Origin of the sequence: Methylocella sp. CPCC 101449 (assembly GCF_031921685.1) — a bacterium.
Lineage (GTDB): Bacteria > Pseudomonadota > Alphaproteobacteria > Rhizobiales > Beijerinckiaceae > Terripilifer.
Genome location: NZ_JAPDHU010000002.1, coordinates 983183 through 997095, shown reverse-complemented (window position 1 = coordinate 997095; position 13913 = coordinate 983183). Strand labels below are relative to the sequence as shown.

Genomic DNA, 13913 nt, shown 5'->3' with positions numbered 1-13913 from the left:
AACGATTTTTGGGTAGAGGTCATTCAGCATCAGCGGAGACACCAATGAACATCATGGTCCCGAACCCCACCTCGCTGGAAGCCGAGCTACGGCGCAATGTCGGCCGGCATGTCGCCAAAGTGTTCGACTGGGATGCCTTTCCCAGCAATAGCGGCTTTCCCGATCTGCTGCGGGCGCAGATGCGCTACATCGGCGCCGGCGGCTCACCGAAGGTCGGCGATACCTCGACCCTGAAGCCCGAACATTTCACTGTCAGCCTCATCTATAAGCCGGTCGGCAAATATGCCGCCTGCCATGCCCACGAAATCGAAGAGAGCTTCCTGATCCTCGACGGTGTGCTGACCGTCGGCTGGGAACGCGATGGCGAAGTGGTCGAAGTTCGCCTCGGCCCGAAGGACATGATCCTCAACGCGCGCGATGTCGGCCATGGTTTCCGCAACGACGGCGTCGAGCCGGTGCTGATGTCGATCAGCGTCGACGTCGGCAAACCACTGCCTCCGCGCTACCTCTATCACCCGAAGAACACGGCGCCGGAACTGGCGCGCAGCTTCGGCGCCGCGCCGGGCAAGACCCTGCCGTTCGATGTGGCCGGTTCGCATCCGTTGCAGAAGCAGATGGCGCAATATGTCATCCGCTACAGCGAGCAGCCGACGCAGTGGGATCCGGCGGGCTTCACCCGCAAGGTTTATGTCGGGCCGGGTGGCGTTCAGTCCGATACCTGCCGCAAGGAAATGCTCGGCATTCCGGTCGGCGTTGGCGTAAAGCCCTACGAGCGTGACGTGGAGGACGCGTTCCTCGTGGTCGACGGCAGCCTGACGGTCGGGTGGGAAGAGAATGGCGTGAAGACCGAGGTGGAACTCGGGCCGCGCGATCTCGTCCTCAATCCGGCGGGCCGGCGCCACTGGTTCCGCAACAACAGCGCGGGGCCGTGCAACGTCTGGTCGGTGATCGGCACCGAAAAGCCCGAGACGGTGGTTTTCGAGCGCGCCTAATCAAACACGCCTAGTCATTTGAAGCCCGGCTTATCAGCCGGGCTTTTTTGCAACCAGCCGGTGGATGGTCTTGCCGGACGAGGCGCTGACCACTTCTTCATCTAGCAAGAAAGCCGTGCCCGAGAGCGCTTCGCGCACCAGAGCGGCATCGAAAGCAGCGTAGAGCCGGCCATGCGGGTCGCGCACGTCGGCCGCCGGCGTAACGCGCCAACTCAGATAAAGAATGCCGCCAGGGCGCAAAATATCGAGCAAACGCCGGACGGACGGTGCGATTTCAGTGCGATCGAGATGCATGATCACGGTTTCGCACAGCACGTTGTCGAAACTGGCTGGGGCGATCTCCGCCAGGTCTGGCAGTTCGGCATGGCTGAAGGTGAGTTGCGGATAGCGATGCCGCGCTTCCGCTAACAAACCTTCCGACGCATCGAAGCCGTGAGCTGGAAAGCCATTGGCGGTGAGCCAGGCCGTGTCGCGACCGGAGCCGCAGCCGATATCGGCGGTCGTTCCCTTGAGAAAATAGTTTTGGACGATCGCATGCAGATCGGCCGGTGGCGGCTGATCATGCCAATCCTGCGCAAAGGACGCAGCATCGTCGTCGTAAGCGGAGTGCGTGGCGCGATCCATAAGTGTCAGCGCGGCGCGGTGACGGTTCCCGCCTGCCGTTCGAGCAAACTGAAAGCGAAGTCGACGGCGGCGAGGCGGATGGCTCTGCGGCTCAGTTCGCCGAAGTGTTGCTCGGAATGAAAGGTTTCGCCATTGCGTCGAGCGGTGGCGAAATGGACGAGGCCGACCGGCTTTTCGACGGTGCCGCCGCCAGGACCGGCGACGCCGGTGACGGCAACGGAAATGTCGGCCTTCGAATGGGCGAGAGCGCCTTCCGCCATGGCGATGGCGACGGGCTTGCTGACCGCGCCGTGTTTCGCGATCAGATCAGCTGATACGCCGATCATCTCGCTCTTGCCGGCGTTGGAATAAGTGACGAAGCCGCGTTCGACCACGTCGGAGGAACCGGGGATTTCCGTGAGCAGACCTGCGATCAGGCCGCCGGTGCAGGATTCAGCCGTGACCACCTGCAATTTGAGCGCGCGCAAGGTGTCGAGCAGGGCCGCTGCGCGCTCCATGCGCTTTTGTGAAAACGGCTGTTCCGACATGCTGGCTCCTTATCACGCGTTGAAAAGCTTTAGCAGAGCCTGCCAATGATGGAAATTATTGGGCCTATCCGGTCGCGAAATCGAGCTGTTCGCGCTGAAAATTGGCGCCGCAGAGGTGGTAGTCGATGCAATGTCCGGCATCAGTGGTGATCGCCGCGTCGACACGGCCGGCCGCTGTGAACAGGGCGGCGAAACCGTCGATCATGGCCTGATCCAGCAGCCAGAGCTTTTCGTGCTCGCCTTGCCGATAGTGGACTGGCACGCGGACCTTGGGAGCCAGAAACGGCAGACGTAGCTGCCACCCGCCGGTGATATCGGTCAGTTCGGAGCGAGGTACCGTTGTATTGGCGATGTAACTGGCTATCGGCATATCGTCGGCGAAAGTGCCTGCTGGGCCGAACATCACCTGATCCTTCATCGGTGTGGGTAGTTCGACGAAGTACTGCTGCGGAAGATGCGCATAGTTTTCCGCGTGATCCGGCGGTGTTTTGAGGCCGACACCTGAAATAGCAATTCCGGTCAATGTCCAAGACGGTTGGAGCGCTGCCATCGTCACAGTGATCGTTCCGCCAATGGAATGCCCGATGAGAAATGCGGGCGCGTTCGGTCGGCCAAGATCGTTCAACAACTCGGGAACGCAGGAATTGAGATATTCGGCGTTCTTATGGATGAGATCGGGTGCGTCATTGAGCGGTGTCGAATGGCCGTAGCCTGGTCGATCGACGGCGATGATGTCGAATCCCTTGGCGAGCGCTTGATCGAGGAGGGAATAGTTCGGAACGTCGAAATAAGCGCTTGTATAGGTGCCGCCGTGAATGGCTATGATAACCGGCCGTGACGTCGCTGCGGGTTTTGTCGACCGCGCCCGACGTCCGGCGAGCTTGGTTCCGGTCTTCGTCGTGATTTCGAAGGCGCTGATTGCCACGCTCGATCCTCCCTTGATCAATGACGGCAGGGTATCAAGGCGGATCGCGCTAGGAAGATATCAGTTTTTCTCTGCCGATGCCGTCTCGGTATCAGGGTAGCCGAATGGTGGCCGAGGCCTGAGCGGCGATGCCTTCGCGGCGGCCGGTGAAGCCCAATTGCTCGGTGGTGGTCGCCTTCACCGAGACGCGGTCGATTTCCAGGCTGCAGATCTCGGCGATGGAACGGCGCAGGGCGTCGCGATGCGGACCGATCTTTGGCGCTTCGCAGATAACGGTCGCGTCGAGATGGGCGATCATGCCGCCGCGCTGGCGTACCAGGCCGACCGCATGTTCGAGGAATATGCGCGAGGCGGCGCCGCGCCATTGCGGATCGGACGGCGGAAAATGCGAGCCGATGTCGCCGTCGGCCAGGGCGCCGAGCAGAGCGTCGGTCAGGGCATGCAGCAGCACATCGGCATCGGAATGGCCGGTCAGCCCCTGGCTGTGCGGGAGGGCGAGGCCGCCGAGGGTGACGTGGTCACCGGGGCCAAAGGCATGAACGTCAAAACCAATGCCGGTGCGGATGTCGGGCAGGGCAGCGAGCAGGCGAGCTTCGGCCAGGATGAAATCCTCTTTGGTGGTGAGCTTGATGTTGGCGGGATCGCCGGGAAAGGTCGAGACTTGGTGGCCGGCCCAGAGCGCCACGGCGGCGTCGTCGGCGAGGTCTGTGATGCCGGTGGCTTCCGCTTTGAGGTGAGCGGCACGGATAAGCTTTAGGTCGAACACCTGCGGGGTCTGGACCGCCCGTACGGTCGCCCGGTCGATGGAAGCCGTGATTTGATCATCGGCATCGACACCGCGGAGCGCGTCGGCAATGGTCAAAGCTGGTATTGTAGCACCGCTTTTTTCAATTGAAGTGATAGATGAGGATATTAATCTTTTACTTAAGAACGGTCTCGCTATATCATGAATAAAAACAGTTATTTTATCTATATTTTCTTCATTTATCGCTTTAAGCCCGGCTAGGACGCTTTGCTGGCGCGTGGCGCCGCCGGTAACAGGGGCATGCAGGTGTTTGGCATGTGACAGCCGCGCGGCGGCGTCGAAAAGAGCCGCATCGTCGGGGTGGATGACCGGGTAGATTTCGGCGTCCGGCAAGGTGTCGGCCACCGCATTCAGGGTGCGGGTGGCGACGGGCAGGCCGGCGAGCGGCAGGTATTGTTTAGGCAGATCGAAGCCGGCGCGCGTACCGCGCCCCGCCGCCACCAGAACCACTGCCGCTTTTGTCGCCACCATCACGTCACCTCGGATTGTCGATCTGCGGTGTTTAACCGCTGTCGTCAATGCAGATTGTCGCTTGGTCAGGGCGGCTGACTTGGTTATAATGTGGGCATGAACCTCGATGCACAGAATTTGTGCAATTCCTCCTTTCACGTCGGAAGCCTGCTTCTCGGCGGCCGCGCGCTGCTCGCGCCTATGTCCGGTGTCACGGATGTGGGGATGCGGCGCGTCGCCATGCGCTTCGGCGCCAGCGCTGTCGTCTCCGAAATGGTCGCCTCCGATGACTATGTGCGGGGCGATGAGGAGAGTCGGCTGCGCGCCGAGGGTGAGGGGGTCAAACCCCATATCGTTCAGATCGCCGGATGCCAGCCCTATTGGATGGGAGAGGCGGCGCGGCTGGCCGAGGCCTCGGGGGCTGAGGCCGTCGACATCAATATGGGCTGCCCGGCCAAGCGGGTGACCGGTGGCTATGCCGGTTCGGCTTTGATGCGCGATCTCGATCTCGCCCTCGCTTTGGTCGAGGCGACGGTCGGGGCCGTCACCATTCCCGTCACTTTGAAGATGCGCCTGGGCTGGGACGCCGACAGCCTGAACGCGCCGGAACTCGCCCGCCGTGCCGAAGCCGCAGGGGTGAAACTGATCACGGTGCACGGCCGCACCCGGCAGCAGTTCTATAAGGGCCGCGCCGATTGGTCGGCCATCGCACGGGTGCGGGAAGCCATCTCGCTGCCGCTCGTCGCCAATGGCGATTGCGAGAATCTGGCCGATGCGCGCGCGATGCTTGCTGCCTCCGGTGCCGATGCGATCATGGTTGGTCGCAGTGCGGTCGGCCGTCCGTGGCTGGTCGGCGAAATCGCTGCTGGCCTCGCTGGCCGGGAATCGCCGGCGATCTCGGCCGAGGCGAAAGCCGCCGCGGCTGTGGAACATTTGCAGACTTTGCTGGCGACCATGGGGCCGACGACCGGTCTGCGTCATGCCCGCAAACATCTCTCGGCCTATGCCCAGCATGCCGGCGCGCCCGAAGCGCTGCGGCTGCAACTGGTGACCACCGACAATGCCGCCGAGGCGGAACAGCTTTTGTCGCGCGCGTTCGAGACGCCTCTCGTCGCCGCGGCCGCGTGAATGACCACCCTACGGATGAGCGATGGACGATAATATGATGGCCGAGAGGGGATCGGGGCGGGCCGGGGCCTTCTCCGAACTGATCCTGAACGCCTTGCCTTACCCGGTGCTGTGCATCAACCGGGCCGGGGAGGTGCTCGACCTCAATAATGCGGCGGAACAGTTCTTCGAGCTGGGCGCGTCGCACCTTCTGCGCAGCAAGATTGCCGATCTGCTGCCACCGCGCTCGCCAGTCCTGGCTCTCATTGACGACGTGCGGCGGCGCGGTTCAGTGGTGAACGAATATCGGGTCGAGATCGGGAACCCGCGCCTCGGGAATGAGCGGATTGTCGATATTCACGCCGGTCCGCTGAGCGACGATGATGAAAAAATAGTCATTATGCTGCAAGAACGGACAATCGCCGACAAGATGGACCGTCAGATGACCCATCGCGGCGCCGCCCGATCGATCACGGCGCTGGGCGCCATGCTTGCCCACGAGATCAAAAACCCCCTTTCAGGCATTCGTGGTGCGGCGCAGCTCCTCGAAGTCGATCTGGAGGACCAGGATCGGGCGTTGACTCGGCTGATCTGCGACGAAACCGACCGGATCGTGAAGCTCGTGGACCGGATGGAAGCGTTTTCAGACGGCCGGCCGATCGAGCGGGAAGCGGTCAATATTCATATGGTCTTCGACCATGTGAAACAGGTGGCGCAGGCCGGTTTTGCCCGTCACATCCGCTTTGTCGAGACATTCGACCCCTCGTTGCCGCCGGTTTTCGCCAATCGCGATCAATTGATCCAGGTTTTCCTGAATCTGGTGAAGAATGCCGCCGAAGCGATTGGCGAACACGCTATCGATGGTGAGATCGAGCTGATGTCGGCTTACCGACCGGGAGTGCGCATCCGCGGCCAGGGCGCGGGGACGAGCGTGGCGCTGCCGCTGGAATTCTGCGTTCGGGACAATGGCCCTGGAATCGCTCCGGAAATTTCCGAACACCTGTTCGATCCCTTCGTGACCAACAAGGCCTCGGGAACTGGCCTCGGTCTTGCACTGGTAGCGAAAATCGTTCGGGATCACGGCGGGATCGTCGAATGCGATCCGCAGCCGCGCCGGACGACCTTCAGAGTCCTGATGCCAGTGTACGTGCAGCAGGACGGGCGACAATCCGAGCCTTAGTTGCGGGGCCCGGACTTATGAGGACAAGGCCTTCATGGCGACCGGGAATATCCTTGTAGCAGACGACGACACCGCCATCCGGACGGTGTTGAGCCAGGCCCTTTCACGCGCCGGATATGAGGTGCGGGTAACGGGTAACGCGTCGACGTTATGGCGCTGGGTGCAGGCGGGCGAGGGCGATCTCGTCATCACCGACGTGGTGATGCCTGACGAGAACGCTTTCGATCTCCTGCCGCGTATCAAGAAGATGCGCCCCGAGCTGCCGATCATCGTGATGAGCGCGCAGAATACTTTTATGACCGCGATCCGCGCCTCCGAGCGCGGCGCTTACGACTATCTGCCCAAGCCTTTTGATCTCAAGGATCTCGTCGCCATCGTCGGACGGGCGATGAACGAGCCGAAGGCGAAGCCGACGCGCGATGCGCCGGAAGAGATGGAAGGCATGCCGCTGGTGGGCCGCTCGCCCGCCATGCAGGAAATCTATCGCACCCTGGCCCGTCTGATGCAGACCGACCTGACAGTGATGATCAATGGCGAGTCCGGCACCGGCAAGGAACTCGTCGCGCGCGCGCTGCACGACTATGGCAAACGTCGCAACGGACCGTTCGTCGCCATCAATATGGCGGCGATCCCTCGTGACCTGATCGAAAGCGAATTGTTCGGTCACGAGCGCGGGGCGTTCACTGGCGCTAATGCTCGGTCTGTCGGGCGTTTCGAACAGGCCGAAGGCGGCACGCTGTTTCTCGACGAAATCGGCGACATGCCGATGGAAGCGCAGACGCGCCTGCTGCGTGTCTTGCAGCAGGGCGAATATACGACAGTGGGCGGACGCACGCCGATCAAGACCAATGTCCGCATCGTCGCGGCCACCAACAAAGACCTGCGCGTGCTCATTCAGCAGGGCTTGTTCCGCGAGGATCTGTTCTTCCGCCTGAACGTGGTGCCGCTGCGCCTGCCGCCGTTGCGCGAGCGGTCCGAGGACATTCCCGATCTGGTGCGCCACTTCTTCAAGCTTGCCGCGGCGCAGGGGCTGCCACTGAAGTCGGTTGATAATGCGGCCATCGAACGGCTGAAGCGCCATCGCTGGCCGGGCAATATCCGCGAACTGGAAAATCTGATCCGCCGTCTCACCGCGCTTTATCCGCAGGAGGTGATCGGCGAGCAGTTGGTTGAGGCGGAACTCGCCGTCGACGCCGTGCCGATGGAACGGGGCGCGCCGGCCAATTCGGCCGCGCCCACGCCGGCTTCCGCGCCTGATCGGGAACCGGAACGCGGTCAGCGTCTCTCTATCGCCGCCGAACATTATCTGGCCGATCTGTTCAAGCAGCATGGCGACAGCCTGCCGCCGGCCGGGCTCTACCATCGGATTCTGCGTGAAATCGAGGTGCCGCTGCTCACCGCGGCGCTCGCCGCCACCCGCGGCAACCAGATCAAGGCCGCCGATCTTCTCGGCCTCAATCGCAATACTTTGCGCAAGAAAATCCGCGATCTCGATATCCGACTGCTGCGGGCTTCGCGGTAGTAAAGCAACAATCAGTGGAAATGCGTGGGCGGCCCGATTTGGTCGCCCCGCAGCCCTGATTTTGTCGCAATCCAGCAACACCGTTGCATTATTGCAACGAGCGCGATTTGATCCGCTCGTTGGAAGGCTGTGATTCTTCGCCGCCGGCTCCCCGCTGGTGGATTCTTGCCTTTGAGATTTTGCTGATTAATGACGGTGCAGCGGGAAACAGAACAGGTGATCGGCCCTGAGCGCCACGATCGACGGATCGTGAGCCGGCTTGGTGCCGTGGCGGTTTCGCTGGCGCTGATCTGCGCCCTGGCGACGCTGCTGATTTTCGCCGATTACACACCGATTTCGCCGACCAGCGAGGTGGTCGTCACGCTGCTTTTGACCAATGCGGCGCTGGTTTTCATCCTCATTCTGCTGCTGTTGGCCGAATTCTGGCGGTTGATCGCCGCCCGGCGCGCTCAAGCTGCTGGTTCCGGCGTCCACATCCGTATGGTGGCGCTGTTCTCCTGCATCGCCGCCTTCCCGGCGATTTTGATCGCCTTCGTCGGCTCGGTAACCTTGGACCGGACGCTTAATCCGGCCTTCCTGCAGGACGTGCGCGGCTTCATTCAGAACACCTCGGAAGTGGCGCGGGTGTTCCGCGAGGCGCAGTGCCGTTCGCTGCTTCAGGAAGCTAGCTTGACGGCGAGCGATCTCGACCGGGTCAATCCGCTCTACCAGAGCAACAAGGCGCTGTTTCACGATTTCTTCTCGGCGCGCGCCCGCACGCTGGGGTTCTCGACGGCGGTGATGATGCGCCGGGACGGCACCGTCACTGAATATGGCACCGCGCCGGATTCCCGCGTCGTGACGCCCGAGCCGACCGATTTCGACGACGCGGCCAAAGACGAGCCGCTCTGTCTGATCCTCGACGAAGGCAAGACCTTCGTGGCGCTGCGCAAGATGGAGAGCTTTCCCGACAGCTTTATCTACGTGGCGCGTGGCATCGATCCGCTGGCCAATGAATTCCCGGCGCAGGCGAACAATCTGAACACGCTCTACAACGCCTACGACGGCCATCGCCGCAACATTCAGATCGCTTTCGCCGCCATGTTCGTCACGGTGGCGTTGATCACTCTGCTATCCGCCACATGGCTCGGCCTGTCTTTCGCCAACCGGCTGGTGATGCCGATCCGCCGGCTGATCACCGCCACCGACCAGGTGTCGGAAGGCAATCTCTATGTCCAGGTGCCGGTCAATTCGCGCGACGGCGACCTCGGCCATTTGGGCGAGACCTTCAATAAGATGACGTCCGAACTGCGCTTGCAGCAGAACAGCCTCATCGCGGCCAGCAAGCTGAATGACGAACGGCGCGTCTTCACGGAGGCGGTGCTATCGGGCGTTCCCGCAGGCGTCATCGGTGTCGATGCAGCCGGCAACATCCTGGTGCTGAACTCCTATGCCATGCGCTTCATCGGCGATGGTCATGAGGGCGATCCCGCTGAGATGGTCGGCCAACCGATCGCTCAGGTCGTCCCCGAGCTGGCCGATCTGGTGAATGCGGCGCTGAACAGTCCGCTGCGCAATTATCAAGGCCAGATCGCGATCAGCCGGCGCGGTCGTGAGCGTACGATCAACGTGCGGGTGACGTCCGAACAGAAGCAGGAAGGCGGCGGCAATCACGTCATCACGCTCGACGACATTACCGATCTGGTCACGGCGCAGCGCACCTCCGCCTGGGCTGACGTGGCACGCCGCATCGCTCACGAGATCAAGAATCCGCTGACGCCCATTCAGCTTTCGGCGGAACGTCTGCAACGCAAATACGGCAAGGTGATCGTCGAGGACCGCGCCGTGTTCGATCAATGCACGGCGACGATCGTCCGCCAGGTCGACGATATCAAACGTATGGTCGACGAGTTTTCATCCTTCGCCCGCATGCCGAAGGCACGTTTACAAGTGGACGATTTGGGCGAATGCGTACGCCAGGTTCTGTTCCTGATGCGCGTCGGCAATCCCGATGTGGATCTGGTCGAGGAACTGCCAGCTCAGCCCTTGAGCGTCCATTTCGATCGCCGGCTGCTGTCGCAAGCGCTCACCAATATCGTCAAGAATGCCACCGAAGGTATCGCCGCGATGGAAGAGAACAAACCGGAGAAGCCGCGCATTCTCGTCCGTCTGACGCGCGATGCCGACGATGTCATCTCCATCGACGTGATCGACAACGGCAAGGGCTTCCCGCGAGAAAATCGCCAGCGGCTGCTGGAGCCCTACATGACGACGCGCGCCGAAGGCACCGGCCTTGGCCTGCCGATCGTCGGCAAAATCATGGAAGACCATGGCGGCGGCATCGAATTGCTCGATGCACTCGATGGCCAGGGCGCCTGGGTGCGCCTGTATTTCCGTGAAGGGGAGGCTGCGGCGAAATCAGAAGATTCAGGCGCGACGCGTGAAAAGACTCAGGCCGCACCATGACACAGCATTTTCAAAACGGACGGAACGATTATGCCCGCTGACATTTTGATCGTCGATGACGAGGCCGACATCCGTGACGGTGTGTCCGGCATCCTGGAAGACGAAGGACATGGCACGCGCTCAGCTCGTAATTCCGACGAGGCGCTCGAGGCGATCGAGGCGCGCCGGCCGCAGCTTATTTTTCTGGATATCTGGATGCAGGGATCGCGCCTGGATGGCCTGCAGTTGCTGCAGGTGATCAAGGAGCAGCACCCGAGTTTGCCGGTGGTGATGATTTCCGGCCACGGCAATATCGAGACCGCGGTGTCGGCGATCAAGCTCGGCGCTTACGATTTCATCGAGAAGCCGTTCAAAGCCGATCGGCTGGTGCTGATCGCCGATCGCGCGCTGGAGAATTCGCGTCTGAAGCGCGAGTTGACGGATTTGCGCGCCCGCGCCGGCGCCACCAATCGGGTCGTCGGCAAGTCGTCGGTGATGAACCAACTGCGTCAGCAGATCGAGCGGGTCGCCGCCGCCAATTCTCGTATTCTCGTCACCGGCGCGCCAGGCACCGGTAAGGAACTGGCGGCCCGCGTCATCCACGAAGCCTCCAATCGTTCGTCGGGGCCGTTCGTCGCCATCAATGCCGCCAATATCATGCCGGACTCCATGGAGACGGAATTGTTCGGCATCGAGGGTGGCGATGGCCGCAGCCGCAAGATCGGCGCCTTGGAAGAGGCGCATGGCGGCACGCTCTATATCGACGAGATCGGCGACATGCCGCGCGAGACGCAGGGCAAGATCCTGCGTGTGCTGATCGATCAGAATTTTCAGCGCGTCGGCGGTTCCACCCGCGTCCATGTGGATGTGCGCATCGTGTCCTCGACGAGCCGCGATCTGAGCCTTGCCATCGCCCAGGGCTCGTTCCGCGAGGATCTGTTCCACCGGCTGGCGGTGGTGCCGCTGCGGGTGCCCTCGCTCAGCGAACGGCGCGAAGACATCGGCGAACTGGTCGAGTATTTTCTCGAGCAATTGGCCATCACCACCGGCATGCCGCGCCGGCGGATCGGCGCCGATGCCATGGCCATTCTCCAGTCCCACGACTGGCCGGGGAATATCCGGCAGCTCCGCAACAATGTGGAGCGGCTGATGATCCTGGCCACCGGCCGGCCGGAGGACGAAATCACCGCCGATATGCTGCCGGCCGAGATCGGCGCCCTGGTGCCCTCGACCCCGAACGGGGCGGGTGGTGAGAAGCTGATGGGCCTGCCGCTGCGCGATGCACGTGAAGTGTTCGAACGCGAATATCTGGTGGCCCAGATCAACCGGTTCGGCGGCAACATTTCACGCACAGCAGAGTTCATAGGGATGGAACGCTCGGCGCTACACCGTAAATTGAAATCATTGGCAATCGAATGATGGTTAAGCTGTATACCAAGTGGCTGAAATAACTAGATTGCATCCAGAAACAATCGTCGGGCACAGCCGCGGACAATGCTTTTGGTGGAGCTTTTTCGGCGGGAATTCCGTCCAAAGAGAACTTGCGTTGTGAAACAGGCTGGGCCTTAACTCGAACAGACGGGGAATGGCGTCGACACGATTCAGCGGTTGATCGTGGGGCGACATATCATGAGAGAGCAGGAGCGAAGGATATACAATGGCGGGAGAACGCGCACAAAACCTGCAAGACACGTTCCTAAACTATGTCCGCAAGAACAAAGTGCCGTTGACGATTTTCCTGGTCAACGGTGTGAAACTTCAAGGGGTCGTCAGTTGGTTCGATAATTTCTGCCTGCTGCTGCGCCGCGATGGCCATTCGCAGCTGGTCTACAAGCATGCGATTTCGACCATCATGCCCGGCGCACCGATCCAGATGTTCGAGCAGGGCGAGGAAGGGGGCGGTTAGTCCTGAAGCGAGTTCAATCGGAGTTACAAAGGGTCACGTTCGGGTCCAATACGAACGTCGAGACCAAGCACCGAGATCCCGACGCGCCAACCCGCGCCCTGGTGATCGGCCCTTACCTGACCGAGCGAAAAGTCGCCTTCGATCCAGCGACTGGCGTGCGGCCGCCTTCCGGGCGGTCGCCGGCGGCGCGTTTGGACGAGGCGGCCGGTCTTGCGCGCGCCATCGACCTTGATGTGGTCGCGGCCGAAATCGCCATGCTGTCGAAGCTGCGTCCGGCCACTTATATCGGTGTTGGCAAGGTCGAGGAATTCGCGGCGCTGGTCAAAGACCAGGATGTCGAGATCGTCATCGTCGACTGCGCCTTGTCGCCGGTGCAGCAGCGCAACCTCGAAAAGGAACTGCACGCCAAGGTCATCGACCGGACGGGTCTGATCCTGGAAATCTTTGGCCGCCGGGCCCGCACGCGCGAAGGCGCGTTGCAGGTCGAGTTGGCGCATCTCGCCTATCAACGCTCTCGCCTGGTGCGGTCCTGGACCCACTTGGAACGTCAGCGCGGCGGCTTCGGCTTCCTCGGCGGTCCCGGCGAAACCCAGATCGAGGCCGACCGTCGGCTCATCCAGGAACGCATCCTCAAGATCGAACGCGATCTCGAAGGCGTGAAGAAGACGCGCGGCCTGCATCGCGCCAAGCGTCAGGCCGTGCCTTATCCGGTGGTGGCGCTCGTCGGCTATACCAATGCCGGCAAATCGACCCTGTTCAATCGCCTGACGCGGGCCGAAGTGCTCGCCAAGGACATGCTGTTTGCGACGCTCGATCCGACCTTGCGGGCTGTTGCCTTGCCGCATGGCGAGAAGATCATGCTGTCCGACACGGTCGGTTTCATTTCCGATCTGCCGACGCAGCTCGTCACCGCCTTCCGCGCCACGCTCGAAGAAGTGGTGGAAGCCGATCTGGTGTTGCATGTGCGCGACCTTTCTCACGAAGACACCGAGGCGCAGAGCGGCGACGTGGAACAGGTGTTGCGCGACCTGGGTATCGATCCCAACGACGGCCATTTCGTAGAGGTCTGGAACAAGATCGATCTGCTCGATCCCTCGCAGGCGGAGGCTCTGCGCACCAGCGTCTCGCGTCGCCCCGTGGAGGAGCGGCCCTTCGTGGTCTCGGCTCTAACCGGGGAAGGGGTCGAGGATCTCTTGAGTGGCATCGAGGCGCGGTTGTCGCGCGATCATGTCACCTTCGAATTGCGCCTTGGGCCGCAGGAACAAGATCAGCTCGGCTGGCTCTACGACAATATGCAAGTGCTGTCGCGCGATACGGACGAGGACGGCGGCGTGCATTTCAGATTGCGCGTGGCGCCTGACATGATCGAGCGATTGGAGCGTCGCTTGCCGCAGGCGCGCCGGGTGGCCCAAACGGCCAAGCAAAGCCGTCGTCGACCGGCCGCCGAATAA

At 61.8% G+C, this 13913-nt stretch carries 12 protein-coding genes; 8 read left to right on the top strand and 4 right to left on the bottom strand.

Annotation, left to right across the window (positions count from 1 at the left end):
- The first annotated feature begins 44 nt into the window (after nucleotides 1-44).
- Nucleotides 45-992 (top strand): cupin domain-containing protein, encoded by a 948-nt coding sequence (locus OIM99_RS15540; protein ID WP_311851333.1) that lies wholly within the window; start codon nucleotides 45-47, stop codon nucleotides 990-992.
- Between the two features lie 33 nt (nucleotides 993-1025).
- On the opposite strand, the gene OIM99_RS15535 is transcribed toward OIM99_RS15540, so the two are convergent.
- The 4 genes from OIM99_RS15535 to OIM99_RS15520 all read right to left on the bottom strand — a co-directional run bounded on the left by OIM99_RS15535 (nucleotide 1026) and on the right by OIM99_RS15520 (nucleotide 4482).
- Nucleotides 1026-1616: a class I SAM-dependent methyltransferase gene (locus OIM99_RS15535; protein WP_311851332.1), complete on the bottom strand. Its 591-nt coding sequence runs from the start codon at nucleotides 1614-1616 to the stop codon at nucleotides 1026-1028.
- Nucleotides 1617-1621: 5 nt separating this feature from the next.
- On the bottom strand, nucleotides 1622-2143 hold the full coding sequence (locus OIM99_RS15530) for a CinA family protein (protein WP_409371519.1): 522 nt from the start codon (nucleotides 2141-2143) through the stop codon (nucleotides 1622-1624).
- A gap of 64 nt (nucleotides 2144-2207) precedes the next feature.
- Nucleotides 2208-3068 carry an alpha/beta fold hydrolase gene (locus tag OIM99_RS15525; RefSeq protein ID WP_311851331.1) on the bottom strand — a complete coding sequence of 287 codons (861 nt, stop codon included), beginning with the start codon at nucleotides 3066-3068 and terminating at the stop codon, nucleotides 2208-2210.
- A 91-nt stretch (nucleotides 3069-3159) separates the two neighbouring features.
- The gene (locus tag OIM99_RS15520; protein ID WP_311851330.1) at nucleotides 3160-4482 is read right to left on the bottom strand and encodes a bifunctional 2-C-methyl-D-erythritol 4-phosphate cytidylyltransferase/2-C-methyl-D-erythritol 2,4-cyclodiphosphate synthase; all 1323 of its coding nucleotides are present in this window, start codon (nucleotides 4480-4482) and stop codon (nucleotides 3160-3162) included.
- Between OIM99_RS15520 and dusB the strand changes: the two genes are divergently transcribed.
- From dusB to hflX, 7 genes are all read left to right on the top strand, one after another.
- On the top strand, nucleotides 4441-5451 hold the full coding sequence (gene dusB / locus OIM99_RS15515; RefSeq protein ID WP_311851329.1) for a tRNA dihydrouridine synthase DusB: 1011 nt from the start codon (nucleotides 4441-4443) through the stop codon (nucleotides 5449-5451). The two genes, OIM99_RS15520 and dusB, sit on opposite strands and share 42 nt — an antisense overlap.
- Before the next feature lie 22 nt (nucleotides 5452-5473).
- Complete coding sequence (locus tag OIM99_RS15510; RefSeq protein ID WP_311851328.1) at nucleotides 5474-6610, top strand: ATP-binding protein; 1137 nt, start codon at nucleotides 5474-5476, stop codon at nucleotides 6608-6610.
- A 34-nt stretch (nucleotides 6611-6644) separates the two neighbouring features.
- Nucleotides 6645-8132, top strand: a complete 1488-nt coding sequence (gene ntrC, locus OIM99_RS15505) for a nitrogen regulation protein NR(I) (RefSeq protein WP_311851327.1) — start codon at nucleotides 6645-6647, stop codon at nucleotides 8130-8132.
- Nucleotides 8133-8321: 189 nt separating this feature from the next.
- Nucleotides 8322-10577 (top strand): PAS domain-containing sensor histidine kinase, encoded by a 2256-nt coding sequence (locus tag OIM99_RS15500; protein ID WP_311851326.1) that lies wholly within the window; start codon nucleotides 8322-8324, stop codon nucleotides 10575-10577.
- 30 nt (nucleotides 10578-10607) lie between these two features.
- Nucleotides 10608-11975, top strand: a complete 1368-nt coding sequence (locus OIM99_RS15495) for a sigma-54 dependent transcriptional regulator (RefSeq protein WP_311851325.1) — start codon at nucleotides 10608-10610, stop codon at nucleotides 11973-11975.
- A 238-nt stretch (nucleotides 11976-12213) separates the two neighbouring features.
- Nucleotides 12214-12462, top strand: a complete 249-nt coding sequence (gene hfq / locus OIM99_RS15490) for an RNA chaperone Hfq (RefSeq protein ID WP_311851324.1) — start codon at nucleotides 12214-12216, stop codon at nucleotides 12460-12462.
- Between the two features lie 98 nt (nucleotides 12463-12560).
- Nucleotides 12561-13913 carry a GTPase HflX gene (gene hflX, locus OIM99_RS15485; RefSeq protein ID WP_409371536.1) on the top strand — a complete coding sequence of 451 codons (1353 nt, stop codon included), beginning with the start codon at nucleotides 12561-12563 and terminating at the stop codon, nucleotides 13911-13913.